22 protein-coding genes are annotated in these 25050 nt (G+C 67.0%); 7 read left to right on the top strand and 15 right to left on the bottom strand.

Going from position 1 to position 25050, the window contains the following annotated elements:
* Positions 1 to 627 (bottom strand): TetR/AcrR family transcriptional regulator, encoded by a 627-nt coding sequence (locus E3O46_RS08945; protein WP_134561575.1) that lies wholly within the window; start codon positions 625 to 627, stop codon positions 1 to 3.
* Between the two features lie 127 nt (positions 628 to 754).
* On the opposite strand from E3O46_RS08945, the gene E3O46_RS08940 reads away from it, so the two are divergent.
* The 3 genes from E3O46_RS08940 to E3O46_RS08930 all read left to right on the top strand — a co-directional run bounded on the left by E3O46_RS08940 (position 755) and on the right by E3O46_RS08930 (position 5640).
* A complete protein-coding gene (locus E3O46_RS08940; RefSeq protein WP_134561574.1) occupies positions 755 to 2977 on the top strand; it encodes a glycoside hydrolase family 3 protein in 2223 nt (740 codons plus the stop codon).
* A 96-nt stretch (positions 2978 to 3073) separates the two neighbouring features.
* Positions 3074 to 4351, top strand: coding sequence for an MFS transporter (locus tag E3O46_RS08935; RefSeq protein WP_134561573.1), 1278 nt, complete (start codon positions 3074 to 3076; stop codon positions 4349 to 4351).
* Between the two features lie 80 nt (positions 4352 to 4431).
* Complete coding sequence (locus E3O46_RS08930; RefSeq protein ID WP_198413710.1) at positions 4432 to 5640, top strand: trans-sulfuration enzyme family protein; 1209 nt, start codon at positions 4432 to 4434, stop codon at positions 5638 to 5640.
* Positions 5641 to 5685: 45 nt separating this feature from the next.
* On the opposite strand, the gene E3O46_RS08925 is transcribed toward E3O46_RS08930, so the two are convergent.
* Together E3O46_RS08925 and E3O46_RS08920 are read right to left on the bottom strand one after the other, a co-directional pair.
* Complete coding sequence (locus E3O46_RS08925; protein WP_134561572.1) at positions 5686 to 6555, bottom strand: NYN domain-containing protein; 870 nt, start codon at positions 6553 to 6555, stop codon at positions 5686 to 5688.
* A gap of 9 nt (positions 6556 to 6564) precedes the next feature.
* Complete coding sequence (locus E3O46_RS08920) at positions 6565 to 7023, bottom strand: MarR family winged helix-turn-helix transcriptional regulator (protein ID WP_134561571.1); 459 nt, start codon at positions 7021 to 7023, stop codon at positions 6565 to 6567.
* Positions 7024 to 7092: 69 nt separating this feature from the next.
* On the opposite strand from E3O46_RS08920, the gene E3O46_RS08915 reads away from it, so the two are divergent.
* Positions 7093 to 7464 carry a VOC family protein gene (locus E3O46_RS08915; protein WP_134561570.1) on the top strand — a complete coding sequence of 124 codons (372 nt, stop codon included), beginning with the start codon at positions 7093 to 7095 and terminating at the stop codon, positions 7462 to 7464.
* A 67-nt stretch (positions 7465 to 7531) separates the two neighbouring features.
* Here E3O46_RS08915 and E3O46_RS08910 read toward each other — a convergent pair whose 3' ends face one another.
* A complete protein-coding gene (locus E3O46_RS08910) occupies positions 7532 to 8704 on the bottom strand; it encodes a GDSL-type esterase/lipase family protein (protein WP_134561569.1) in 1173 nt (390 codons plus the stop codon).
* 73 nt (positions 8705 to 8777) lie between these two features.
* Positions 8778 to 9350 (bottom strand): TetR/AcrR family transcriptional regulator, encoded by a 573-nt coding sequence (locus E3O46_RS08905; protein WP_134445753.1) that lies wholly within the window; start codon positions 9348 to 9350, stop codon positions 8778 to 8780.
* A gap of 89 nt (positions 9351 to 9439) precedes the next feature.
* Here E3O46_RS08905 and E3O46_RS08900 point away from each other — a divergent pair, with 89 nt between their 5' ends.
* Positions 9440 to 10423: an alpha/beta hydrolase gene (locus E3O46_RS08900; protein WP_134561568.1), complete on the top strand. Its 984-nt coding sequence runs from the start codon at positions 9440 to 9442 to the stop codon at positions 10421 to 10423.
* Between the two features lie 101 nt (positions 10424 to 10524).
* Here E3O46_RS08900 and E3O46_RS08895 read toward each other — a convergent pair whose 3' ends face one another.
* From E3O46_RS08895 to E3O46_RS08875, 5 genes are all read right to left on the bottom strand, one after another.
* On the bottom strand, positions 10525 to 11481 hold the full coding sequence (locus E3O46_RS08895; RefSeq protein WP_198416947.1) for a DMT family transporter: 957 nt from the start codon (positions 11479 to 11481) through the stop codon (positions 10525 to 10527).
* Positions 11482 to 11582: 101 nt separating this feature from the next.
* The gene (locus E3O46_RS08890; RefSeq protein WP_134561567.1) at positions 11583 to 12548 is read right to left on the bottom strand and encodes an N-acetylglucosamine kinase; all 966 of its coding nucleotides are present in this window, start codon (positions 12546 to 12548) and stop codon (positions 11583 to 11585) included.
* A gap of 5 nt (positions 12549 to 12553) precedes the next feature.
* On the bottom strand, positions 12554 to 13756 hold the full coding sequence (locus tag E3O46_RS08885) for an SIS domain-containing protein (protein WP_198413708.1): 1203 nt from the start codon (positions 13754 to 13756) through the stop codon (positions 12554 to 12556).
* Positions 13749 to 15083, bottom strand: coding sequence for a D-tagatose-bisphosphate aldolase, class II, non-catalytic subunit (locus E3O46_RS08880; protein WP_134561565.1), 1335 nt, complete (start codon positions 15081 to 15083; stop codon positions 13749 to 13751). The genes E3O46_RS08885 and E3O46_RS08880 overlap by 8 nt, the downstream gene beginning before the upstream one ends.
* 79 nt (positions 15084 to 15162) lie before the next feature.
* Entirely contained in the window at positions 15163 to 16068 is a 906-nt protein-coding gene (locus tag E3O46_RS08875; protein WP_241985098.1) for a class II fructose-bisphosphate aldolase, read from the bottom strand.
* 180 nt (positions 16069 to 16248) lie between these two features.
* On the opposite strand from E3O46_RS08875, the gene E3O46_RS08870 reads away from it, so the two are divergent.
* Positions 16249 to 17076, top strand: coding sequence for a DeoR/GlpR family DNA-binding transcription regulator (locus E3O46_RS08870; protein ID WP_134558490.1), 828 nt, complete (start codon positions 16249 to 16251; stop codon positions 17074 to 17076).
* 177 nt (positions 17077 to 17253) lie between these two features.
* Complete coding sequence (locus tag E3O46_RS08865; RefSeq protein WP_134561564.1) at positions 17254 to 18915, top strand: HNH endonuclease signature motif containing protein; 1662 nt, start codon at positions 17254 to 17256, stop codon at positions 18913 to 18915.
* A 14-nt stretch (positions 18916 to 18929) separates the two neighbouring features.
* Here the strand turns inward: E3O46_RS08865 and E3O46_RS08860 are convergent, their stop codons facing one another.
* The 5 genes from E3O46_RS08860 to hutU are packed head-to-tail and all read right to left on the bottom strand — an operon-like array spanning position 18930 to position 25014.
* On the bottom strand, positions 18930 to 19556 hold the full coding sequence (locus tag E3O46_RS08860) for a HutD/Ves family protein (RefSeq protein WP_134561563.1): 627 nt from the start codon (positions 19554 to 19556) through the stop codon (positions 18930 to 18932).
* Entirely contained in the window at positions 19534 to 20727 is a 1194-nt protein-coding gene (gene hutI, locus E3O46_RS08855) for an imidazolonepropionase (RefSeq protein ID WP_134559171.1), read from the bottom strand. The genes E3O46_RS08860 and hutI overlap by 23 nt, the downstream gene beginning before the upstream one ends.
* Positions 20724 to 22136, bottom strand: coding sequence for a formimidoylglutamate deiminase (locus E3O46_RS08850; protein WP_241987377.1), 1413 nt, complete (start codon positions 22134 to 22136; stop codon positions 20724 to 20726). Before E3O46_RS08850 ends, hutI begins: the two co-directional genes overlap by 4 nt.
* Positions 22133 to 23350, bottom strand: a complete 1218-nt coding sequence (locus tag E3O46_RS08845; RefSeq protein WP_134561562.1) for an allantoate amidohydrolase — start codon at positions 23348 to 23350, stop codon at positions 22133 to 22135. Before E3O46_RS08845 ends, E3O46_RS08850 begins: the two co-directional genes overlap by 4 nt.
* Positions 23347 to 25014, bottom strand: coding sequence for a urocanate hydratase (hutU, locus tag E3O46_RS08840; protein WP_134561561.1), 1668 nt, complete (start codon positions 25012 to 25014; stop codon positions 23347 to 23349). The genes E3O46_RS08845 and hutU overlap by 4 nt, the downstream gene beginning before the upstream one ends.
* Positions 25015 to 25050 lie beyond the last annotated feature (36 nt).

Below are 25050 nucleotides of genomic sequence, written 5' to 3'. Positions count from 1 at the left end.
TCAGTGCATTTCGTATGGGCGAACGATGCTTTCCGCCAGGGCGTCCCACTCGGCCACTAGATCGATCGCCGGGTTGCGGAGCCAGCGGAGTTGGAGCCCGTCCATCGCGGCGAAGACCTGCCGCGCAATCCGGGCCGGGTTGGCAGTGCCGGCCGCGGCTGCTGCGAAGAGTGCGGTCGCCCACACCTCGCGGGCGGAAAAGTACGCATACGCGGGATGCTGCGGGTCGAGCGATTCGGCGTTCAATACCGAGTAGAGGCGCACGATTTCGGGCTGCTGTGCATTGCGCGCGACCAGTGCCCTGCAGAAGTCTCGCAGGGAGACCGACAGAGTGCCGTCAGCCTTCAGCTCCGATTCGGCGATTCCGAGCATCTGTGACAGCAACGCGATGTCGACTTCGTCCCGGTGTTCGAGGACGGCGACGAGCAGGCCCTCTTTCGTCCCGACGTGGTGAAGAACTCCTGCGTCGCTGATTCCGCAGGCATCAGCGACGTCCTGGATGGAGATGCCCCAGAACCCACGTTCTGCGATGAGAGTGGTCGCCTCGGTGATGATCTGTTTCAGGCGCTCCGGGGCGGGACGCCGGTCCCGAACGCGCTGCGGGCGATCACTCGCTGTCGATGTCATGTCTACCTCAGCTCTCAACCGTGACGAGATCATTCTCCCAGAAGCGGCTGCACGCTCCGAGAACAGGTATACGCTACTTAGTACTTACTAAGTAGTGAGCTCAATGATGAGTTGGAGGAAGACCCTTATGACGATCTCCGGTGATTTCGCGGCACGAACAGAAAACCCGTCGGGCGAAACGACGTTCACGAACGCCGTAGGGGCGGTGCGCTCGGGCAGTGATCCCGACCAATTCGCCGCCGAGCTCTACGATCAGCTGTCACCCGCGGAACGCTTGGGCCTGTTGGATGGCGACCAGCAGTTCTGGCCGGGGCTTGCCGAGATGATGCAGGTGGGCTACAACTTCACCCCGTACGTGATGGGCTCCGTTCCCCGTCTGGGGATTCCCGGCGTGCGATTCGTCGACGGTCCGCGCGGAGCCGTGGTCGGTGCCTCGACTGCTTTCCCCGTATCAATGGCCCGCGGCGCAACGTGGGACGTCGAGTTGGAGGAACGCGTCGGCCTCGCCATCGGGGAAGAGCTTCGAGCGCAGGGTGGCAACTTCTTCGGCGGCGTGTGCATCAACCTTCCGCGTCACCCCGCCTGGGGGCGCGTTCAAGAGACCTATTCTGACCAGCCACCGCTGCTCGGCGAAATGGGAGCGGCCCTCACCCGGGGAATCCAGAGGCACGCGATGGCGTGTGTCAAGCACTTCGCACTCAACTCGATGGAACAGGCTCGCTTCTCGGTGGATGTCTCGGTCGACGAGGCGACGCTGCACGAGAACTACCTTCCCCACTTCAAGAGAGTCCTCGACGAGGGAGCGTTCTCGGTGATGAGTTCGTACAACTCCGTCAACGGGACATGGGCCGGGCAGAATCCGCAGCTTCTCACCGAGATTCTCCGCGACGAGTGGGGATTCACGGGCACCGTGATGAGCGACTTCGTCTGGGGCCTTCGCGACCCCGCTGCATCCCTCGAGGCCGGGCTCGACATTGAGGCGCCGTTCGCACAGCAGCGCGCAGCGCAGCTGGTCGGCGCAATCGCAAGCGGCACGACTTCCTGGGACGCCGTGCGCCGGTCGGGACTCAGGATCCTTGCCACGCAGTTGCGGTTCTATGCCCAGCGCGAAGTGGTCAAGCCCGCGCTGGACACCGTTGCATCCGCTGCCCACATTGCTCTTGCCCGGGAGGTTGCCGCACGTTCCATGGTTCTCCTCCGAAACGAACCCGTCGACGGCACCCCTGTGCTGCCGATCGATCCGGAGACGCTGCGCTCGCTGACCGTCGTCGGACGCTTGTCCGATGTGGCGAACACCGGGGACAACGGATCGTCGGACGTGCGCGCCCCGTACGTCGTCACCGCACTCGCCGGCCTCAGGGCTGCACTCCCGGGGGTCGATGTGCGCCACAGCGCTGCCGGAACCGCCGAAGCCGCCGCCCTTGCTGCCGACAGTGACGCCGCCATCGTCGTAGTCGGCTACACGGCCGCCGACGAAGGTGAATTCGTGGACGGATCGGTGTTCTCGCGACCCGAACTCCTGGCTCTGTATCCGGAGCCTGTCACGGTCGAGGATCGTGCCAATCGCGAGGCGCTTTACGCGTCGGCGGGTGGGGGAGTGAGCGTGGTGGGCTCAGGCTCGGCCGGTGGAGACCGGCGCGACCTTCGGCTCAAGCGAGCGGATGTCGAGCTCATCACGGCAGTCAGCGCGGCGAATCCGAGAACAGTGGTCGTGGTCGTGGCAGCCGGCGCCGTGGTCATGTCCGAATGGAATGAGGACGTGGCCGGCCTCGTCATGATGTGGTATTCGGGCATGGAAGGCGGGAACGGGCTCGCCGATGTGCTGCTGGGCCGGGCGAACCCGTCCGGTCGCCTGCCGTATGCCATTCCGGCGTCGGAACTGGACACCGCCGCTCTCGATATCGACGCCACCGAAATCACGTATGACCGCTGGTTCGGTCAGCGTTTGCTCGACCGTGATGCCAAGAAGCCGAGCTACCCCCTCGGATTCGGGCTGTCGTACTCCACGTTCTCAATCGATCGCGTTGAGGTAGAGGCGGCGGATGCGGATGCCGCCCTTCTCCGTATCGCCGTCGCGAACACGGGTGCCATCGATGGACGGCACGTCGTGCAGGTGTATGGGACGCTCACCGAGGGCGATCGCCGCGGCCAGCGGGAGCTGCTCGGATTCACCGTGGCGGACGCCGCTGCAGGCGAGGCCGTGAGCTTCGACGTCTCCGTTTCCTTGGAGCCGCTCAAGCGGTGGAGCACTACGACCAAGTCCTTCGGCGCCCTGACCGGTTCCGTCATCATCGAAGCCGCATCATACTCTGGCGATCCCCTGGCCGTTTCGGACCAGATCCGCTTCTAGCAGCACCTCCCCGTTCTCGCACCACTGCCCCGGCGCTCCTGGGCGCCACAACACCTGAACTATCGAAACACCACTGAACTCCAATGAAGGAGAGTCATGACTACAACAGGCACGTCCCCCAGTCCCACAATCACCACGCCGGTGCGGCCGCCCACTAACTCGGAGCAGGTCAGGACCCCCATCCGACTCGGAGTGGCGCTTGCGCTCGGCGCGGTGCTCTGGCTCGGACCGTACCTCGGGGTCGTGGGGGTCCTCCTGCCGGCGCGGGTTGCGATCATTGCTCCCGACGACAAGGCCGGCGTCATCGCGCTGTTGGCGATCATTGCGATGATCGTTGCCACCGTCGCGAACATCGTGATCGGCGCGTTCTCCGATCTCACGCGCTCGCGGTGGGGACGGCGAACACCGTACTTGATCGCCGGTTCCGTCGGAACGGCAGTCATGCTCATCGCGATCGCACAGGCGACGACCGTCGCGGCAATCATCGTCATGTGGTCGCTCTATCAAGTCTTCTTGAACGCGATCGTCGCACCTCTCCTGGCCGTGATCGCCGACCGGATCGCTCCACGACACCGTGGGACGATCTCGTCTATCTATGCCTTCGGTTATTCAGCGGGACTGTACGGCGGCCAGATCGTGGGCGCCCAGTTCCTGGGCAACATCAACACGGGCTTCTACGTTTTTGCGGCACTCACCTTGCTGTCCGGGCCGGTGGCGGCACTCATCATGCGTGAAACATCCAGTCGGAGCATGCCCGCGATGCGGCTGAACCGGCGGACGTTGCTCGATAATTTCTCGTTCCCTCGCCGGAACAGCCGAGACTACTACCTCGCACTGTTCGGAAAGTTCCTGATCATGGGAGGTACCTTCGCCGTCTCCGGGTATCAGCTGTACATCTTCACCGACTACCTCCGGCTGGACGATGCCTCGACCGCGCACTACGTGACGCTCATCTCGACGATCCTCATGGTGACGGCCCTGGCTATGGCTGCGATCGCTGGTCCGATCTCGGACAAGCTCGGCACCAGGAAGATGCCGGTCATCTTCGCGGCAGTGCTGATTGCCGTCGGCGTCTTCTTCCCGTTCATCTCGCCGTCTCCCTGGGCGATGATCGTCTATGCCGTGATCGCCGGAATCGGGATGGGCGCCTTCAATGCGGTCGACCAGGCCCTGAACGTGGAAGTGCTGCCCGACCAGAAGACCGCCGCGAAGGACCTCGGAATCCTCAACCTGGCGAACACAGGCGGACAGATCGTGGGACCGGTGGTGGCGGCGGCCATTTCCGCATTCGGCTATCAGGCAATCTTCCCGGCGGCGGCGGTCCTGGCCATCGTTGGTGCGGTTCTCGTCTTCGCGATCCGCAAGGTGCGCTGAGGGCGTCGCCGACGGCGAGTTCAGCAGATTCCAACGACATGAAAGCACAGCAACCCGGACTGTTCCCGTAGCGTGGGGCCATGGTGAACACGCGTCCCGACAAGCATGATCCACTGTCCTTGAAAGACTCGACACTGGCCGTGCATGCGGGCAATACGGTCGATGCGGGGTCGGGTGCGATCCGCACCCCGATCGTGATGGCGAACTCCTATGCATTGCCGGAGGACCCGTCGTCGGTGAGCTGGTCGGGCACGGACGTGCCGCTCTACACCCGGAACTCGGGAGTCAACCAACTGGGACTGCAGGCGAAGCTCGCTGCCCTGGACGGTGGCGAGGACGCCGTCGTGCTGGCGTCGGGTGTTGCGGCGCTTCACGCGGTGTTCTTCACGTATCTGCGCTCCGGGGATCACGTCGTGGTCGCCGATGTCAGCTACGAGGCGACGTGGCGGTTGTTCACGGAGCTGCTTCCCGACAAGTACGGAATCGAGGCTACGTTCGTCGATATCAGCGATCTGGCCGCGGTCGCTGCGGCGATTCGACCGAATACGCGACTCGTGCACACGGAGGCGATCGCCAATCCGACGACCCGGGTTGCCGACATCGAGGCGCTGGCGGCGATCGCCCATCGGGCGGGCGCGCTGCTCGTTGTGGACTCCACCTTCACTCCGCCTCCGTTCTATCGACCTCTCGCGGACGGCGCCGACCTGGTCGTCCATTCCCTGACGAAGTACATCAATGGGCACGGCGACGCGATGGGCGGCGCGGTGATCGGCTCCCGCGAGCTGATCCAGCGCATCAAATCGGATGCGATGGTCGACGTGGGCGGAGTGATCTCGCCGTTCAACGCGTGGTTGATCACTCGCGGGTCGGTGACGCTGCCGCTTCGTCTCCGGCAGCATTTCGAGTCGGCCCAGTTGGTCGCCGAGTTCCTCGACTCCGACCCGCGGATCGCGTTCGTCGCTTTCCCCGGGCTCGCGAGCCACCCGCAGCATGAGCTCGCCGCGCGACAGTTCGGCGGTCGGGGCTATGGCGCGATGCTCGCGTTCGCCGTCGCGGGCGATCCGGAAACCCAGAACCGCTTCGTCTCCCAGCTCCGGGTGATCACCTCCGCCGTTTCGCTCGGTCATGACGAATCACTGATCGTTCATGTCGGCACGAGCGGACCGCGGGTCGCTGCGTACCCGGCGCCGTTCCGCGAGTTCGGGCATCTTCGATTCTCGGTCGGGCTCGAGGATCCTCTCGACCTGATCGCCGACCTGCGCGCGGCTCTCGACGCCACGTTCGCGTAGGCGTCACAGCCACGGCCACAGCCACGGTCGCAGCCGCAGCGAACGTCAGGCCCGGTTGCGCAACCGCGCGCGGCGGGCCTGACCATCCTCCTGCAACTCCGCAATGGAACGCTGGGCCTTCAGGAAGTCCGTGAACGACTTGAAGCCGATCTTCTTCTCATCGAACCCGGGGTCGAGGCGCTTCATCTGCTGCTTGAGAGCGGATGCTGCCATCCAGCCGTCGACGTCGTCATTCGCCCGCCCGCGCAGGGCGCGCATGAGGAGTTTGCGGGCCTCCTTCGCGAGGTCCGGCGCCGGCGGCTCGACGGCCACTGTCGGAGTGGAGTGCGGAATGTCCTCGACGAGGTCCTCCCCGAGGTCCTCCCCGAGGTCTTCAACGAGGTCGTGGTAGTACGAGAACTCGTCGCAGGCGTTCTTGAACGCCGCACTGGTCGAACCCTGCACACCGATCCCGATGACCGTGCGGCCCAGGCGCCGTGCGCTCTGGGCGAGCGGGATGTAGTCGGAGTCACCGGCGACGATCACAACGTGCGAGATGTCCTGCAGCCGGAAGAGGTCTTCAACAACATCGATCGCGAGGCGGATGTCCGCACCGTTCTTGGTTCCGGAGGTGTTGAAAAGCTGCACGAGGTCGACCGCGCGGTCGACGAGCTGCTTCTGGTACCGGGTGTTCGCGGGCGTGGCCCAGTCCGCATAGGCCCGGCTGATTGCGACGGCTCCGAAAGACGAAGCGAAGTCGAGGACGGCGCCGATGTTGACCGTGGCTTCCTGGAGCCGATCCGCGGTCTTGCCGGTGGCGGTGCGGGCCTTCTCTTTGATGAAGGCTCCACGACCATGCACATTGTCGTATTGGGAAATGATGATGTTGTCGAAATCGATGTAGACGGCGACACGTGTCTCGGACAGTTCAGCCATGCTTCAACGCTACCGCGCGGCGTCTTCACCGGTGAGGGCATCCCGGCAGGCGACGAGCTGAGCGAGAAGTCCAGCATGCTCCGCGGGGGGCAGGGGGGACAACATCCGTTTCTCGACACGGGCGACCGCCGCACTCGCGCCCCCCAGCGCCGCGTGGCCGGCCGGGGTGAGGCGCGTCGGCCGCGCCCGGCCGTGTTCGGCGACATCGGCGCGCGCGACCAGGCCGCGCTCCTGAAGACCGCGCAGTACCTCGTTCATCGATTGGCGCGTGACGAACGCCCCGCGGGCCAGATCGGCGTTCGATTGCTCCGGCTCGTGGCCGAGTAACTCAAGCACCGAATACTGCGACACAGTCAGGCCCTGCGGGCGCAGAACCGCGTCCATCGAGGCGTGCAGGGCCGTCGCTGCCTGCTTGAGCAGATAACCCACCGACTCGGCCAGATCGCCGACCTTCTCCTCTTGACTCATGTCAGCATCCTGACACACAATAGACATGTAAGGATCCTGACACGCGGGATTCGACGAGGAGAAGAAACCATGACTGTCACTGGACCCGATTTTCTAGCCCTGCAGGTGAGCGACCTCGAGCGGTCGGCGAACTTCTACGAGACGCTGCTCGGGCTGCGGCGTGCGCCCGTGAGCCCGCCCCACGCTGTTGTCTTCGCCACCGAGCCGATCGCCTTCGCCGTTCGGGAACCGATGCCGGGGTTCGACCTCGATGCCGTGCGCCCGTGGGCCGGTGCGGGAGTTGCGCTCTGGTTGCACGCCGATGACTCCCAGGCTGTGCACGACGTCCTGGTCGAAGCGGGAGTCCGGATCGTCAGCGCCCCTGCCCCCGGCCCGTTCGGTCTCACCTTCTCATTCAGCGACCCGGATGGCTACGTCGTCACCATCCACGACGAGGTTTGATGAGGAAGACGCCGACCGGGCTCGCCAGCCCGCTGCGACTGTATTGATCAGTACCCATCCGGAGTCGTCAGGCGGCGAAGGCGCCTCCGGGTCCGAAGGCGAGCCGGGCGAAGCGCTCGCCGATGCGGTGGTGCGTCGCGGCATCCGGGTGGAGGTGGTCGGGCAACGGATGCTCGGCGAAGTCTGCGGCGCCGTAGAGGTCGAGGCCGTCGAGGTAGTGCAGGTTCGGATCTGTGGCCGCCCGCTGCTGCGCGACACGCGCGAGCTCCGCCCGGATCACCGTGAGCGTCAGCTTTCCGGCGGACGCTTCGGCCGGGTCCCCGGTGGCCACGAACTGCAGGCGACCGGAGGCGAGGGCGGCGAGGTCGAAGGCGCCGGGCCCGGGTGTGTCCTCGTGGATGGGGCAGAGGAGGGGCGAGACCAGCAGCAGCGGTGTTGTGGGGTGACCGTCGCGGATGGTGTCGAGGAAGCCGTTCACGGCTGGGGCGAAGGCGCGCAGGCGCATCAGGTCGAGATTGACCAGATTGATGCCGATCTTGACGCTGATCAGGTCGGCGGGGGTGTCGCGCATGGTGCGGGCGATGAAGGGGTCGAGCAGCGCGCTGCCGCCGAAGCCGAGGTTCACCAGATCGACATGGCCACTCGAAGCGGCAAGCGCCGGCCAGGTCTCGGTGGGATTGGCGGCGTTGGAGCCGTGGCTGATCGAGCTGCCGTGGTGCAGCCAGACCCGGTTGCCTGTCGCAGGCGCGGGTTCGATGGGCCCGTTGGAGCGGAGGGCGACGAGCTCGGTTCGTTCGTTGTGCGGGAGCCAGATCTCGATGTTCTTCAGGTGATCCGGCAGGCCGGTGAAGCGGAGGGTGCTGACGGGGCCGAGGTGGTTCGTGGTGGCGCCTGTGGCCATGTCCACGGTGACGGTGATGCCGGTCGTCGCGATGGCCTGACCGGCGAGCTTCCCGTCCGCGAGGAGTTGGTACACGCCGATCGGGCGCGGCGGGGCGCCGAGGTAGACCAGCTTGGTGGGCAGTACGTCGAGTTCGAGGTCGGTTGCTCGGGTGCTGAAGGCCAGCCGGACCCCGGAGGGCTGGGCTTCCATGGCGGCCAGCTGCGGGTCGGCGTATGCGCGAGCCCACGCGGGCAGGCGGTGCGGGAGCACGCCGTGGACGGTCTGTTCCAGATCGAGCGCGCCGCGGAGGAGGCCGGGGGTGATGGGCGTGGTGATCCAGTCGTGCTGGGAGGACATCTGTGAACTTTCTGATCGGGGATTTGCGAGGTGGGAGTCGTGGTGCGGGTGCCGGACGCGTGGCGTTCTGGCGTTATTCGGGCGCCGGCCAGGCGCGTAACAGGGCGTCGAGGGCGTCCAGGGTGCGAGTCCAGGACTCCTGGGAGTCGGGGGAACTGTTGCTGAAACCGCCCTCCAGCTCGAGGGTCGCAAAGCCATGGAAGACGCTGCCGAGCAGTCGGACGGCATGCGTCTGGTCCGGTTCCGTCAGGTCGTATCCGCGCAGGATTGCGCGGGTCATCGCGGAGTGGCGGACGCCGGCGCTGGCGATCGCGGTCTCCCGGTCGAGCCGGAAGTGCATGGCGGCGTAACGACCGGGATGTTCGCGGGCGTAGTCGCGGTAGACGTTGCCGAGCGCGACCAGGGCATCTTTGCCTGCCCGGCCGGCCACGGCATCCGCTGCCCGGTCAGCGAGTTCCTGCAGCGCGAGCAGGGCGATCCTGGTCTTGAGATCGTGCGAGTTGGTGACGTGGGAGTACAGGCTCGCGACCTTGACGTCGAAATGCCTGGCCAGTGCCGAGAGCGTGACCTGGTCGAATCCGACCTCGTCGGCGAGTTCAGCGCCCGCCTGGGTCAGGCGTTCCGCGGTCAGTCCTGCGCGTGCCATGAGAAGCTTTCCATTTTGCTAATGCTACATCGGTTTTGCCTAATGCATTTAGGTAGATTCGCGACGGGCGCCGCTGGGATAATTTCCCCATGAGCGACACGCGCAGAATCCGGTCGGCGGGCGGGGCGACAGCCGGTCGAGCCGACATGGCCTTCTTCTGGGCTGGCCGCTTCGTGGCGACGCTCGGCGTGATCGTCACGGCCTGGGCGGCACTGTCGACCGGGTCGATGCTTGTGCACGGACATCCGGCCTACCTGGTCCTCCTCGTCCTCACGTTTGCCGTCAGCCTGACGGTTGCGCTGCGCTCCTGGCTCACGCGTACGGTCCGGCATCGCGGGCGCACGGGTATCCGGGGTGTCCTCGTTGCGCTGTCGCTCGGAGTGATCGCGCTGGCCTGGTGGCTCGTGCCGTCATCGGCCGTTGAGCCGGCCCTGTCCGCCATGGACTCCGACACGAGCGTGACCGTGACCGAGACGGCCGACCAGATCGTGCTGCAGCCCACGGGGGCCGTGAGCGAGGTCGGGGTGTTCTTCCAGCCCGGCGCGCGAGTCGACGCTCGCGCATACGCGGCCGTGCTGCGCCCGCTCGCCGCGGCCGGGCACGTGGTCGTCATCCCCAAGCAGCCGTTCGGGATTGCGTTCCTCTCGACGGGAGCATTCGGGTCGGCGCGCGCCGCGCATCCGCCGGTCGAACGTTGGGTGGTCGGCGGCCACTCTCTCGGCGGGACGGTCGCGGCGATGGATGCCCAGTCTTTCGCCGGTGCGTCGACAGACCCGGTTGTCGGGTTGTTGTTCTTCGCCTCATATCCCGCGAACGACCTGAGCGGGCTGGGCGCCGGCGTGCTGTCGATCTCCGGTACGAACGACGGTCTGGCGACTCCGGACAAGATCAGCGCGTCGAAAGCGTCGCTGCCTGCGGATGCGCGATACCTCGTGATCGAGGGCGGCGTGCACGCTTTCTTCGGCGACTACGGCCCACAGTCCGGGGACGGAGAGCCGTCCATCTCCCAGGATGCCGCGCGCGCCGAAATTTCGGCGGCGAGCGTCGACTTCGTGAACGCCTTCGACCACTAGGACGACGATGGCCCGCCCGCACGCTTCTCGATGTTCGAGACGCGTGCGGGCGGGCCGGTGCGGAGCTGGCAGTGACCGTGCCGGTCAACCCACTGTGCCTGCTAACCCACGGTGTCTGCGGGCTCGTGGGTCTTCTTCGGCGCGCTGTCCTCGTTCTCGAGCAGAGCGGGCGGCAGCGCCTCCCCACGTCGTTCGTCGCTGTAGACCATGAGGGTCGAGCCGACGAGCGCCAGGACAATCGCGATCGTTCCGAAAATGGTCGGCAGCGTCTGGTAGACGACGAGCGACACCACGATCGTGAGAACGGGGGCGAGGGCGTTCGTCGTGGGCGCCACGATGGATGCCTTGCCTCGGCTCAGTGCCATGACGAGGAACAACGCGCCGACCGCATTGAGGAGCTGGGTGGCGGCGGTCAATGCGGGCGCCTGCCAGGGGACGTCGAGCGGGAGGCCGCCCATCGCCATGATCGCAAACGGAGTGAGGATCAGGCCGCTGATGGCCATCCAGGCGAAGGTCGTCGCGTCGTTCACTCCGATGGTCGCCGCCTTCCGCATGAAGAAGGCCTGCACGCCCCACGCAATGCAGACGAAGATGGCGATAACCAGCCAAGGACCGGATGTGGCGTCCCCTGAGCCGCCGGCGACGCTGAAGAGAACGATGGCGGCCAGTGCCGCGACCAAGCCGATGACGGCGACCTTGGGCAGGCGCTCGCGGAGGAACGCCACGGCCATGAGAACGGTGATGGCCGGCGAAATGGAGATGATCGGGAAGATCAGGTATGCGGGACCGGACGACAGGGCGTTGAACAGGAGCAGCTGGCCGCCGGCCCCGGTCAGGCCGATGAGGAGACCGTACATGGCGGCCTTCGGGCGGCGGTCGAACGTCTTGCCGCGGAGCGCGAAGACTGCCGGGATGATCATCACGACGGCCCAGATCACGTAGACCATTTCATCCGGGTACCCGTAGAGGGTGATGGGGAGGGACGAGAATGCGCCCCAGACTCCCCAGAACAGCACCAATAGTGCTGCGTAAAATATCCAACTCTGCGTTTTCTTCACAATGATCTCCTCGTTGACATCTGTTACTTGCTTGGACTTACTCAGGGGGACGTGCGTGGTGGTGCGTGGTGCGTAGTGCGTAGTGCGTGGTGCGGGTGAGGTCAGTGGGACCGGAGTTGCGCCAGCGCGGCTTCGGACAGCGGGGTGCCCGCCTTCTTCGCGGCGTAGAGCGCTGCGCCGACGGCGGGGCCGAACAGCGGAGTGCGTAACTCGTATTTCGGCGGCAGTGCCGAAAGCGCCTCTTCGAATCCGCTGCGGACGGCGGCGGCCGTGAACATGCCTCCCGAATAGGACACGGGGACCGTGTCGTCGTCGCCGAAACCGAGCTCCGTGCGCGTCGTGTCGACGATCCTGGCCAGCTCGGCGCAGGCATCCGTGAGGATCTGCGCGGCGATGAGGTCGCCCTGGGCGGCGGCTTCGACGACGGTTTTGGAGAGGTCGGCGATCGCCCCTCGCTGTCCCTTCCACTGATTCACGACGACGTCGATCAGGTCGAGATCGCTGTTCACGTCGGCACGGGCCTTGACGACGTCGTAGAGGGGGCCGCGGGGGAGCCGGCCGTCGCTCATCCGGGTGAAGGCGTTGAGACCGCGGATCGCGATCCAGTATGCGGAGCCTTCGTCGCCGAAGAGCTCGCTCCAGCCGCCGACCCGGTGGCCATGGCCTGCACGTTCTCCGTAGGTCATCGAGCCGGTTCCGCTGATCACGTTGATCCCGTCGACGGCACCGAGGGATCCGGCCCAGCCGCACACCATGTCGTTGTCGCACGTGTAGCGGTCGTGCCCGAGCACCGCGCGGGGCACGGCGTTCAGTCGTTCGATATCAGAGCTGACCTCGCCGTATCCCGGGAGCCCGAAGAAGGCCTGGTCAATGTCCTTCGTCTCGATTCCGGCCTGGGCGGTGATCGTGTCGATGCCCTGGGTGAGGATTCGGCCGACGAGCTCGATGCCCTCGCTGAAGTAATAGCAACTCGGTGTCTGTGTTTCCGCGACGATGTGTCCGGAGTCGTTGAGGAGGACGAAGGCGGTTTTTGAGCCGCCGCCGTCAACCCCGAGGAAGAATGACATGGCTCTCAGCTCGCGTTCGTGAGGGTGCCCGCGGACGCGGACAGCGGGTGGATGTGCACGCCCTTGACGACGCGGTTGACGGTTCCGCCCGGGAACGGGTTGTCGGGGGTGGCGCCGAGCGTGAGGGAGAACGAGAGCCCCAGAAGCTGCGCGATGACGATGTAGCCGACGGCCAGGAACGCGTCATCCAGGCCCGCGAGGTCCGAGAGGATCCACGAATGGCCGTCGGCTGCCGGCAGTGGCAGGGAGGAGATCGCGACGACGCGTTCGGGGCTGAGCGCTGTGCGCAGTTCGGCGATGATGTCGAGGTCATACTCGCGGGTATAGGGGTCGGAAGACACGTAGACCAGGGCGAGCGTGGTCTCATCGAGGACGGCCTTGGGGCCGTGGCGGAAGCCGAGGGACGAGTCGTAGTAGGTGACAATCGCACCGGCCGTCAGTTCGAGGACCTTGAGGGCTGATTCGCGGGCGAGGCCGGTCAGTGGCCCGCTGCCGATGTAGACGATGCGTTCGTAGCCGGCCTCTGCCAGTGCGCGGATCTCGGGCTGGCGGCAGTCGATGATCTGCGTTGCGGCCGTGGAAAGGGCGGCAACGGCGTCGTCGTTCGCGCCGCCGAGGATCAGGAGACTTGACAGGAGCATCGACGTGAAGCTCGACGTCATTGCGAAGCCTTCGTCGTTGGAGCGACGCGGCATCAGCACGACCTTCGAGTGTGCGCGTCCCTGATGGTCCGTGAAGAGGTTCCCGTCTTCGTTGCAGGTCAGAATCAGGTGGCTGACGTCGGTGAGCACCTGGTCGGCGAGGACCGTTGCGGCGCTGCTCTCCGGGCTGTTGCCCGAGCGGGCGAAGGAGACGAGCAGGGTGGGAACGTCTTCGGCGAAGCTCTCCCGGGGATTCGAGACGATGTCCGTCGTGGCCACGGCGTCAACGCGGCGGCCGAGGAGTCGCGACAGTGCCGGTGCCGCGATGTCGCCGACGAAGGCGGATGTCCCTGCTCCCGTGAGAACGATGCGCAAGTCGGATTGGGAGAGGAGGGGTGCGAGGAAGGCATCGATGTCGGTGCGCTGGGCGGCGATGTTCGCCGAGGCCTCGCGCCAGACATCCGGTTGCTGGGCGATCTCGCGGACGGTGGCTTCAGACCCGGGGCCTGCGGCGTGGCCGATGGTCGCCGATGCGGCTGGGGCGGATGTGGCGGTGGGGTTAGACAAGGAGTGCTCCCTGGATGGTGGTGGTTGTCGTGGAACCGTCGCGGACCGTCGGGAAACAGGCGAAGGCATATGGGCGCAGGGCGTCGCGGATCTTGTCCACGACGAGCTCGCGCGGTTCGGGAGCAAGGCTCCCGGCCCGTACCCTGGCGTATTGCTCGGGAAGGAACTGGCTGATCAGGGGAAGCGGAATCTGCAGGGCGGAGAGGTTGTCGTAGAGGCGGTTCTCGGCGGCTTCGATCTCCGGGTCCGGCCAGTAGTAGCGCAGCCGGTCGCTGTAGCTGAACCGGCGGGCAAGGCGCTGCTGCTGGGCCGTGCCCTCGTAGTAACCCGCCCAATAGTCCGGACGGGTGAGCATCCGCCGTTCGATGACCTCGACGAGTGCGGAGCGATCCGCGACCGGCACGAGCTCGTCTTCGATCTTCGCGAGGGCGAAGAGGGCTTCCCGCATCGCGAACGTCAGTCCGGGTCCGACCTTGAGGATCGCCCAGTGGTCTTCGACGAGTTCGGCGAGCCGGCCCGTCTCCTGGTAGTCGGTGGAGTGGGCCTCGAACACCAGTCCCGGCTCGTCGTTCAGGACGGTCCGCAGCTGCACGGTCCCTTCGCGGTGGTAGTCGATGACCTGCAGGTGGTCGAATTCCACGGCGGGCTGCACGACGAGCGCGATGATGCGTGGCCAGATGTCGGTGAGGCCGACCTTCTCGAATGCGGCGCGGTGTCGGTCGAGGGTCGCTCGTGCCGCCACGGCGGATGTCGCAGTCAGGGTGCCGAGGGTCTCGTGCGCGCCTCCCGGTACCGGGACCTCTGTGCCGATCACGTACAGGATGTCGCTGGGGAGACCGGCGCGCGTGGCTGTATCCTCCGCAACCCGCAACAGCCGTGCTGAGCGATCGGCCGCGAGGTCGTCGCCGACCGGCACGGGATCCCCGGCGCAGGACATGCTGCAGTCCAGGTGGATCTTGGTATAGCCGGCTTCAACGTATGCCGTGACGAGGGCGTCGGCATTCGCCATGGCCTCGTCAGCGCTGAGGTTCTGCCATCGGTTGGGACCGAGGTGGTCGCCACCGAGGACAAGCCGGTCCCTGGCGAAGCCGACCCTGTCGGCGATCGAGTAGACCAGATCACGGAAGTCGGCCGGACGCATGCCGGTGTACCCGCCGAACTGGTCGACCTGGTTGGATGTGGCCTCGATGAGAACGTAGGTTCCGTCGGCATCCGCCTGGCGGATGGCAGCCTCGAGCACGGTCGGGTGCGCCGAGCATACTGAATAGATTCCGACGGTTTCACCCGCCTTATGCCGACGTACCGTGTTCCAGAGTTGATTAACCATTGTGCTCCTTTGCAGTCCCACGGGCGTCCCGTTGTTCGGGGCGGGGTGGTTCGATCGATGGGTCTCGGGGGTGGATGGGTCAGCGGGTACCCAGCCCGGTGAGGAGGGCTGAATCCGAGGTGGTGGGGTTGTGCGCCGCTGCCGCGTCGAGCACGGTGCACAGGTGCGTGACGGTGCGGGAGATGGACTCGCACCCGTCGCGAATGTACGTGCGCGGATCGGTGACATCCGGGTTGGTGGCAAGGAACCGCCGGACGCCGCCCGTGAATGCGATGTTCAGTGCCGTTCCGACGTTGATCTTGCGCATCCCGGCGGCGATGGCCGCGACGAGCGTCGTGTCGCTGACGCCGGAGGAGCCGTGGAGGACGAGGGGGACGGGCACGATTCCGGCGAGTTGGGCGATGAGCGCGAGGTCGAGCTCGGCAACCTGTGACGTCATCGCGTGTGAACTGCCGACCGCAACGGCGAGCCCGTCAACGGTGGTCTGCGCGACGAAGTCACGCGCCTCATCGGGCTGGGTGCGTGCGAGCGGAGAGTGTGCGCCGTCTTTGCCGCCGATTTCGCCCAGCTCAGCCTCGACCCAGAGGCCGCGGGCGTGGGCGCGCCGAGCCAGTTCGCGGGTCTGGCGAACGTTCTGGTCGTGGGGGAGATGAGCGGCATCGACCATGATCGAGCTCACGCCGAGATCGTTCGCCAGATCGATGGCGTGTTCGGTGAGCGCAAGGTCCTGGAAATGGTCGAGATGAATGGAGATGGGCGCGGAGGACTCGGCGGCGATCTTCGCGCAGGCCGCGATGATCGGCGAGATCCTGCCGTTGTGGAACCGGATCGCGTTCTCGCTCACCTGGAGAATCGCGCCGGTATTGGCGCGCTCCACTCCGATCGCGATGGCTTCGGCGTGCTCGAGGGTGATCACGTTGAAGGCGAGAACGGCACGGTTGCCTGCGCCGAAGTGGTCGATGAGATCGCGAGTTGTGGCGAGCAAGATGACGAGCTCCTCCCGGCAGTGATGGAGTGCGATTCGGGCGATGTCGGCTCGACACCATCCGTGCACTGGACCAACACGATTGCCATGGCTTGATCCTGCGCCAGAATGCGCGTATCGCGCAATATTCCTGCTAAAGTGGACAGAAATACTGCGCGTTTCAACTCGGTTAGGCGTCCCATGATCCAGAACGGCTCGTATCCATCCACCCCTCGTGCGGTCTCCGGCAAGCGCTCCGAGCGGATGCGCTTGGTGCTGTCGCTCCTTCACGAACAGACGAGCATGTCGCAGTCCGCGCTCGCGGAGGCGCTCGGTATTTCGGCGGCGACCCTGCGGCGCGATCTGGCGGACCTGGACGAACAGGGGCTGCTCGTGCGGACGCATGGCGGGGCCCGTGCCCTGGATGCCCGCAGCGAAATTCCCGTTCGGCTCCGGAATACCCAGTTCCGTGAGGCCAAGCAGCTGATCGCGCGTCGTGCGGTGGAAATGATCCCCGCTGGACCGTATGCGATAGCCCTGAGTGGGGGGACCACGACGGCCGAGGTCGCCAGGGCGCTCAGTAATCGGTCAGGACTGACCATTGTGACGAATTCGCTCACTATTGCGCTGGAGTGCGCGGCACGCCCGAAGCTCAAGGTGATCATGACGGGAGGCGTTGTTCGGCAGAGCTCCTTCGAGGCGGTCGGCTCGCTGTCCGAGAACACGTTCAAAGCGATCAACGTGGGCACTGCCGTTCTGGGCACCGACGGCATCAGCGTGTCAGGGGGTGTGACGACCCACGATGAAACCGAAGCGCGCACCAATCACGCCATGGTTGCCAACGCCCAGCGTGTGATCGTCGTTGCCGACGGTTCGAAAGTCGGACAGGTCACCCTCGCGAAGATGGCCGACCTGAGCGAGATCGACGATTTCGTCACAGATTCCGATGCGGACCCCGCCGCGCTTCAGTTGATCGCAGACGCCGGGGTAACCGTACACATCGTCGACCTCAGCGCTGTGCGTCGGTAGGGCACGGTCCGATCCTCAGAACCTGCGCTTTCAACAGAGGCCGCGGCTGACGCGCAGGCGGGAGGCCGGTGCGCGCAGGGCGATTCGGTAGTGATCACGTTTGAATTCTAGATAATAAAAATGTTAATTAACTGAGCAAATCTCGCATTCGTGTTCGATTCGGGGTAGAATCGGGGTATGGCAGGAGCTTCCGATCCCCAGTCACACACCCCGCAGACACCCGGTTCAGGGGTCGCGGGAGATCAGCGCGTCCAGGGCGTCGAGTTGGCCCATCCGGTCGGGGTCGTTGAGGGTTTCGAGGGCGCTGAGGGGTTGGCCGGGTCGGTGCCATCGGTGCATGCGGATGCTGTCGCCCGGCTCGTGGAGGCGCAGGCGGTTCTCGCAGATGCCCTGGCCGCGATCCCGGTCGGGCTGCTCAGCGACACAGAAGCGGTGACGGCGCTGAGCGCCGTGGAGGCGATCGGTCGGACGGTTGACGCGGCCCGGGTGAGCACGGCGACGGATGTGGACCGGAGGGCCCGGGTGCTCGGCCGGGAGGGTCTGGCGTGGAAAATGGGCTGCACGGGCCCGTGGGATGTACTCACCCGGGTGACGCGGGTGTCGGCCCGGGAAGTGAAGCGGCGCACGAAGCTCGGCGACGCGGTGTTGCCGCGGCCGTGTGGCGGCAGTGCCTGGTTGCCGCCCTTGTTCCCGACGGTTGGGGCGGCGCTGACGGCGGGGGAGATCGGGGTGGAGACGGCGGAGTTGATCGTGGCGGGGTTGCAGGTGATCAGTCACCGGGTGGCCCCGGATGACTTACTCACGGCGGAGCGGGCCCTGGTCGCCTCGGCGGCGGGCATGATCACCCCGGAGACGGAGAACCTGGCGGGGGCGGGTGTCCCGGTGACGACGGACCTGATCCGGGGCATGGTCGCGCAGTGGCAGGCGGCCCTGGACCCCGACGGGATACTGCCCCAGGAGGACATTTTCGAGGCGAAATCCAACATCGGCTTCGGACAACTCAAGAACGGGTTGTATCCAGTGAAGGGTGGGGTGACGCCGGAACTGTTCGGGATCATGAACACGATGTTCGACGCCTTCCTGAGCTTCCATGCGAGGCCCGCGTTCCCCACCGCCGAGGAGCAGGCCTTGATGGATTCGGGGCAGATGATTCCCGGCGCCGAATCAGCGGGAACCGACGCCGACACGGGCCCGGATCTGGACGTGATCGAAGCAGAGCTCCGGGAGCGGCGCGCGGACACCCGCACGAGTGGGGAGAAACGCGCGGACATCCTCCGGGCCCTGTTCGAACACGCCGCCCGCGACGAGGACACGCCCAGCATGGGCGGATCCGCCCCGACGGTGATGGTGCACGTGAACGCGGCCGACCTCACCTCCGGGATCGGCGTCGGCTGGATCGACGGGGTTGAGGCCCCGGTATCGCTGAAGACGGTGCACCAGCGCATCTGTGACGGCGGCTTCCAAGGGGTCCTCTTCGGGGAAAACAACCAGGTCCTCAAGCTCGGTCCGGAACGACGGTACTTCAACCGGGCGCAACGCCGGGCGATCACCGCCCGGGACGGCGGCTGCATCATCCCCGGGTGCAAGGCGCCGGCGCACTGGGCCGAAGTGCACCATGTGAAGCCCTGGGCGCAGGACGGACCGACCAACGTCGACAACGGTGTCCTACTGTGCTGGTTCCATCACCACAGCATCGACACCTCCGGGTGGGAGATCCGGATGGTGAAAGGCTCACCACAAGTCCGGGCCCCCGGACTCATCGACCCGCAACGGCTCTGGCGGCCACCGAACCGGCACCGCGCCCACCAGGTCCTCACCGGACCACCCAACCGCGACTGACCGGCCCGGCTGAATCAGGTGACAGTGATGTCCGGCACCGACGGGATGTTCCTGACCGCCGTGGATGCGAAAGCCACGATGGCTTCGCCGCGGAGCGTCTCGGACTGTCCCGGCGTGACCAGCATGGCGTCGCGGAGGCCCAGGGCAAGGGAGTCTGTGCCTGGCGCGCCGTCGATCTCGACCTCGCCCTCGAGGACGACGACCAGGACGCTCTCGTCGGGTCCCGGCATCACCGATAACGGGTCGGTGAGACGCTCGACGCGGAGGGAACCCGTCGCGGCGGTGCGGCGCAGCATCAGGTTCAGGTCGTCGGAGCTCTCCGCCGAACCTGTCGATGAGACGAGGCTCTCCCCGGGAAAAGCGCAGACCTCGTACTGGCTGATGTGTTGCAAGGTGCCGTCGATGGTCAGGTCGAGCCCGGCCGCGGACAGCGGGACGAGGTATCGGTCGATGCCGGCGAACTCGGAGAATGCCGAGTCGCCGGCGATCGTCGCGATGCTGACCCGCCAGTCGAAATCGTCCATTGTCGCCGCAGGGGGCGCTACGGCCACAGTGCTCGTCCAGCCTCCGCCATTGCGCCAGGCGACCGGCACCCGGGCGCTCGCGCGGGAGACGGCGTCAGAACGCTGCTCGGGCGGCACGGGTCACCACCGTGGGCACGCGCTGTCCGAGCAGCCAGGTGGCGGCGGTCAGCGGTACCCCCGGCCGATAGGCGATGTGCGAGATGGAGGGCGCGTCAAGTACCTGCAGATCGGCGCGACCGCCGACCCGGAGCGAGCCGACGGCATCCACCCCAGAGTCACGCCCGAGGGCGCGGGCACCGCCTCGAGTGGCCGCGCGCACGGCTTCCTCAACGGTCAGGTGCATCTGCAGCACGGCCGTTGCGATGCAGAACTGCATCGAGGTCGTGTACGAGGTGCCGGGATTGCAGTTGGTCGCGATCGCCACGGTGATGCCCGCGTCGAGGAGCGCGCGGGCCGGCGCGAGTGGTTCCCGGGTGGACAGGTCGCAGGCCGGCAGTACGGTCGCCACCGTGTCCGACGCGGCGAGGGCATCGAAGTCGGCGGGAGTCAGGTAGTTGCAGTGGTCGACGCTCGCCGCCCCGAGCTCGACGGCCAGGGCGACACCCCCGCCGTGTCCGAGCTGGTTGCCGTGCACACGCAGGCCGAGCCCCGCCGCCCGGCCGGCGAGCAGGACCTCCCGGGACTGTTCGACGTCGAAGGCCCCGCGCTCGCAGAACACGTCCATGAAACTGACCCACGGCCTGACGGCGGCCAGCATCGGGCCGGTCACGAGGTCGAGGTAGTCGCGGGCGCTGATGCCCTCCGGAACCAGATGCGCGCCCAGGAAGGTCACCACGTCCGCCCCGCGAGAGGCGATCTCCGCGGACCGGCGCTCGGTTTCGACGTCGAGGCCGTAGCCGGTCTTGGTCTCGAGGAAGGTGGTGCCCTGAGCCCGCGCCTCGTCGCGCAAGGCTCGGAGATTGGACTCGAGTTGGGCATCCGTTGCGGCCCTGGTCGCGTTCACGGTGGTGCTGATGCCGCCGGCGGCATATTTCGTCCCGGCCATGCGCGCCTCGAATTCAGCGGAGCGGTCGCCGGCGAAGACGAGGTGGGAATGCGAGTCGACCCACCCCGGCAGCACGGCCCGCCCGCCGACACTCGTGCGCACGTCGGCGACGGGCGGATGCTCGGCGTCGCCGATCCAGGCGATCCTGCCGTTGTCGATGACGAGCGCGGCGTTCGCGCGACGGTCCTCGTGGCCGGCGAACGTGCTCAGCTCGCCGATATCGGTGATCAGTTCGGAGGTCATGCGCGTTCCTTCGGGATCAGGCGGACCGGGTTCATGCGGTCGATGGTGTCGTCGATCCGGTGCAGGGCGGCACAGAGCAGGACTGCGGGGTCGGCAGCGGGCGACACGAGAAGCCCGTCGCTCGCGATGATACGTCCGCCGACGATGACGCGGCGCACATCGCTCGCGGTAGCGACAAGCGGGAGCTGGTCGGGACCCGCGCCGACGGTGCGGACCGAGGCGGTGTCGAGTTCGACGAGGTCCAGCCACGCACCGACCTGCAGCCCGCCGGTTCCGAGCCCGAGCGACGCGTAGCCGCCGCGGGTGAGTGTCTCGGTCAGTTCCGGTGGTGAGAATCGGCCGCGCCGACCGGAGGCGAGACGTTCGCCGGCCTCGAGGCCGCGGGTCTCGAGAAAGGGGTCGACAACCGCGTTCTGGTCGGATCCGAGGGCAAGCCGGGCGCCGGCATCCGCCAGGCGTCGAGCGGGCCCGATCCCGTCGCCCAGGTCGGCCTCTGTGGTCGGGCAGAACACGGCCGTCACGCCGGCGGTGCCGAGGAGTTCGACGTCGTCGTCGGTCAGGTGGGTCGCGTGGACGACGCTCAGCCGGGGAGTCAGAGCGCCGAGTTCGTGCAGCAGGCCCGTCGGGGTGAGGCCGTATTCGGCGAGGCACTCCGCGTTCTCCTGGGGCTGTTCGGAGAGGTGGATGTGCAGTGGAACCGTTGCTGGCAACCCGGCGAGGATCGTCGCCATCGCCGACCGGGGCACAGCCCGCACCGAGTGCACGGCGGCACCGAGCGTGACGGCAGGGCCTGGACCGGCCAGAGTACGAGCGTCGGTATCGAGGGTGTCCCGCAGGCTCGACCAGCGTTGCAGCCAGGCCTCCGCCGAGCCGTCGCCGAACCGCCGCTGCAGGTCGGAGAGCGGACGATCCGCGCCCCCGCGCAGGTAGCAGGTGTCGAGCAGGGTCAGGCGGATCCCGGTGTCTCGTGCGGCGGCCGCGACCGCGAGCTCCATGGCGTGGGCATCCGGGTACGGCCGGCCGTCCTGCCGGTGGTGCACATAGTGGAATTCGCCGACGGCCGTCCAGCCGCTGACGAGCATCTCGGCGAACACCGCCGAGGTGAGTTCGTAGTACAGGTCGGGGTCCAGAGCGGATGCCGCGGCGTACATTCTCTCCCGCCAGCGCCAGAAATCGCCGCCGTCGGCCTGCGTGCGTCCGCGCAGGGCACGGTGGAAGGCGTGCGAATGCGCGTCGCCCATCCCGGGGACCACGGTACCGAGGACCGTGTCGCCGGCGCGCGCCGGAACGCCCCGCTCCAGCCGGGCGATCGTCCCGTCCGGGGCCGCGTGCACCCGGACCGCGTCAACAGGCGCGCCGTCGATCAGGGCGCGTGCGCACCAGAACGTCACGGTGATTCCCGGTTTCACAGCAGCTCCCGGAGAACCTGCTCGAGTGCCGCGACGCCGGCGAGGCAGTCGTCGAGCGTAGCGAACTCCTCTGGCGAATGGGAGACACCGGTCGGGTTTCGCACGAAGATCATCGCCGTGGGCAGGCGACTCGACAGCACTCCGGCATCGTGGCCGGCGCCCGTCGGGAGAGTAGGGACGCCGTGCAGGGAGTGAACGAGCCGGTCGCGCAGCGCCTCATCGAAAGCGACGGCGCCGCTCCAGGATTCCTCGGCAACGACCGCGGTGCATCCCTCTGCTGCGGCGGCCGCCGACACCCGCGCGGTGATCTCCGTGACGAGGTCCTGTGCTGCGGCATCCTCGGCGGCACGGGCGTCGAGCCAGACAGTGACCTGCGAGGAGATCACGTTGGTGCCACCGGGCACGGCCTCGATCCGGCCGATCGTGGCCCGGGAGCCGGTGCTCGCGACGGCGGCATCCCGAACCGCGAGCATCGAGCGGGCGGCTGCGAGCATCGGGTCCCGACGGTCGGTCATGCGCGTGGCACCGGCGTGGTTGCCCTCTCCTGTGAAGGTGATGCGCCAGCGCCCATGGGCGAGGATCGAGGAGGCGACCGCGACCGGGCTGCCCAGGTCGATCAACCCGCGGCCCTGCTCCACGTGCAGTTCGAGGAACAAGCCGATGCGTGCGAGGGCGGCCCGGTCCTCGCCGAGGCCGGCCGGGTCGATGCCGGCAGCGGATGCCGCTGCTTCGAGCGAGATTCCGTCCGCGTCGACGAGAGCGCGGGCCCGACCTGCATCGAGTGCGCCGGTCATCAGCCGGGAGCCGAGGCAGGCGATACCAAACCGGGAGCCCTCCTCCTCGGCGAAGACCAGCACGGCGCAGGGGCGTGCGGGCCGGAACCCGCTCGCCTGCAGTCGGTATATCGCCTCGAGGGCACTGACCACGCCGAGGGGGCCGTCGTACGCACCGCCGCCCGGGACGGAATCGAGGTGGCTTCCCACCACGATCGCATCGTCGCCGCGCGGCCCCCACCACGCCCAGGTGTTTCCGTTCCGGTCGATCTCCACGTCGAGCCCGAGCCGGACGGCGCGTCCGGTGAACCAGTCGCGCAGTTCCAGGTCGGCCGGCTGCCACAGGTGCCTGGAGTAACCGCCGCGCCGGGCATCCCTGCCGATGTCCGCGATCTCGTCGAGGCCGGAGAGCAGGCCGTGCGCCGTTGCCGGCGCCGTCATTCGGCCTCCCACATCGGCACACGCAGCCCGCGCTCACGGGCAACGGCGGCCGCCCGCTCGTAACCGGCGTCGACGTGACGCATCACGCCGGTGCCGGGATCGTTGATCAGTACCCGTTCAATCTTCTGGGCGGCGAGATCCGTTCCGTCGGCGACGGTGACCTGGCCGGCGTGGATCGACCGGCCCATGCCGACGCCGCCGCCCTGGTGGATCGACACCCAGGTCGCGCCGGACGCCGTGTTGAGCAGGGCATTGAGCAGCGGCCAGTCGGCGATCGCGTCCGAGCCGTCCTTCATCGCCTCGGTCTCGCGGTACGGAGAAGCGACGGAGCCGGCGTCGAGGTGGTCGCGTCCGATCACGATCGGGGCACTGATCTCGCCGGAGGCGACCATCTCGTTGAACCGCAGCCCGGCGAGGTGCCGTTCCTTGTAGCCGAGCCAGCAGATCCTGGCGGGGAGGCCTTCGAACTGCACCTTCTCCTGGGCGCCGTGGATCCAGCGCGCGAGTTTCGCATCGTTCGGGAACAGTTCGAGGATCGCCCGGTCGGTCGCTGCGATGTCGGCCGGGTCCCCGGAGAGGGCGGCCCAGCGGAACGGTCCCTTGCCCTCGGCGAACAGCGGCCGGATGTAGGCGGGAACAAAACCCGGAATCTCGAATGCGCGCTCGCATCCGCCCAGGACCGCCTCGGCACGGATCGAGTTGCCATAGTCGAACACCTCGGCCCCCGCGTCGCGAAACCCGACCATCGCGGTGACGTGCCTGGCCATCGATGCCCGCGCCCGGATCGTGAAGTCCTCGGGGTCCGCGGCGGCGCGGGTGTGCCAGTCGGCGACGCTGATGCCCTCCGGCAGGTAGCTGAGCGGGTCGTGCGCACTGGTCTGGTCGGTGACGATGTCGATCGCAACTCCGCGTTCGAGCAGTTCGGTGAAGACGGATGCCGCGTTGCCGACGAATCCGACGGAGAGCGCCCGGCGGTCCGCCTTCGCGGCGAGGACCCGGGCGACGGCGTCGTCGAGGTCGTCCGTCATCTCGTCGAGGTAGCCGTGGTCGACGCGGCGCTGCAGTCTGGCGGGGTCGACGTCCACGATCAGCACCGCGCCGCCGTTCATCGTCACGGCGAGGGGCTGGGCTCCGCCCATGCCGCCTGCGCCGCCGGTGAGGGTGAGGGTTCCGGCGAGAGTGCCGTCGAATCGTTTGTCGGCAATGGCGGCGAAGGTCTCGAACGTGCCCTGCAGGATCCCCTGGGTGCCGATGTAGATCCACGAACCGGCGGTCATCTGGCCGTACATGGTCAGGCCGGCCTGCTCGAGTTTGCGGAATTCGGGCCAGGTCGCCCAGTCTCCGACGAGGTTCGAGTTGGCGATCAGTACCCGTGGCGCCCAGGTGTGGGTGCGGAAGACCCCGACCGGCTTACCGGACTGCACGAGCAGGGTTTCGTCGTCCTCGAGCTCCCGCAGGGTGCGGACGATCGCGTCGAACGCCTCCCAGCTGCGGACGGCCTTTCCGGTGCCTCCGTAGACGACGAGATCGTCGGGGCGCTCGGCGACTTCGGGGTCGAGGTTGTTCATCAGCATGCGCAACGGCGCCTCGGTCTGCCAGCTCTTCGCGGTCAGGGTGGTGCCCCTGGCAGCGCGAACCGGACGGGGGAGATGCTTCTGGGCCACGATTTTCTTCCTTCTGGTTGATGCCGGCCGGCGCCG

Origin of the sequence: Cryobacterium glucosi (assembly GCF_004402235.1) — a bacterium.
Lineage (GTDB): Bacteria > Actinomycetota > Actinomycetes > Actinomycetales > Microbacteriaceae > Cryobacterium > Cryobacterium glucosi.
The sequence above is the reverse complement of the archived record's forward strand: the minus strand, read 5'-3'. Positions and strand labels throughout refer to the sequence as shown.

What these genes read in the sequence shown, in the direction of transcription:
- E3O46_RS08945 (WP_134561575.1), bottom strand. Translation starts at nt 627, where the DNA reads ATGACATCGACAGCGAGTGATCGCCCGCAGCGCGTTCGGGACCGGCGT.
- E3O46_RS08940 (WP_134561574.1), top strand. Translation starts at nt 755, where the DNA reads ATGACGATCTCCGGTGATTTCGCGGCACGAACAGAAAACCCGTCGGGC.
- E3O46_RS08935 (WP_134561573.1), top strand. Translation starts at nt 3,074, where the DNA reads ATGACTACAACAGGCACGTCCCCCAGTCCCACAATCACCACGCCGGTG.
- E3O46_RS08930 (WP_198413710.1), top strand. Translation starts at nt 4,432, where the DNA reads ATGGTGAACACGCGTCCCGACAAGCATGATCCACTGTCCTTGAAAGAC.
- E3O46_RS08925 (WP_134561572.1), bottom strand. Translation starts at nt 6,555, where the DNA reads ATGGCTGAACTGTCCGAGACACGTGTCGCCGTCTACATCGATTTCGAC.
- E3O46_RS08920 (WP_134561571.1), bottom strand. Translation starts at nt 7,023, where the DNA reads ATGAGTCAAGAGGAGAAGGTCGGCGATCTGGCCGAGTCGGTGGGTTAT.
- E3O46_RS08915 (WP_134561570.1), top strand. Translation starts at nt 7,093, where the DNA reads ATGACTGTCACTGGACCCGATTTTCTAGCCCTGCAGGTGAGCGACCTC.
- E3O46_RS08910 (WP_134561569.1), bottom strand. Translation starts at nt 8,704, where the DNA reads ATGTCCTCCCAGCACGACTGGATCACCACGCCCATCACCCCCGGCCTC.
- E3O46_RS08905 (WP_134445753.1), bottom strand. Translation starts at nt 9,350, where the DNA reads ATGGCACGCGCAGGACTGACCGCGGAACGCCTGACCCAGGCGGGCGCT.
- E3O46_RS08900 (WP_134561568.1), top strand. Translation starts at nt 9,440, where the DNA reads ATGAGCGACACGCGCAGAATCCGGTCGGCGGGCGGGGCGACAGCCGGT.
- E3O46_RS08890 (WP_134561567.1), bottom strand. Translation starts at nt 12,548, where the DNA reads ATGTCATTCTTCCTCGGGGTTGACGGCGGCGGCTCAAAAACCGCCTTC.
- E3O46_RS08880 (WP_134561565.1), bottom strand. Translation starts at nt 15,083, where the DNA reads ATGGTTAATCAACTCTGGAACACGGTACGTCGGCATAAGGCGGGTGAA.
- E3O46_RS08870 (WP_134558490.1), top strand. Translation starts at nt 16,249, where the DNA reads ATGATCCAGAACGGCTCGTATCCATCCACCCCTCGTGCGGTCTCCGGC.
- E3O46_RS08865 (WP_134561564.1), top strand. Translation starts at nt 17,254, where the DNA reads ATGGCAGGAGCTTCCGATCCCCAGTCACACACCCCGCAGACACCCGGT.
- hutI (WP_134559171.1), bottom strand. Translation starts at nt 20,727, where the DNA reads ATGACCTCCGAACTGATCACCGATATCGGCGAGCTGAGCACGTTCGCC.
- E3O46_RS08845 (WP_134561562.1), bottom strand. Translation starts at nt 23,350, where the DNA reads ATGACGGCGCCGGCAACGGCGCACGGCCTGCTCTCCGGCCTCGACGAG.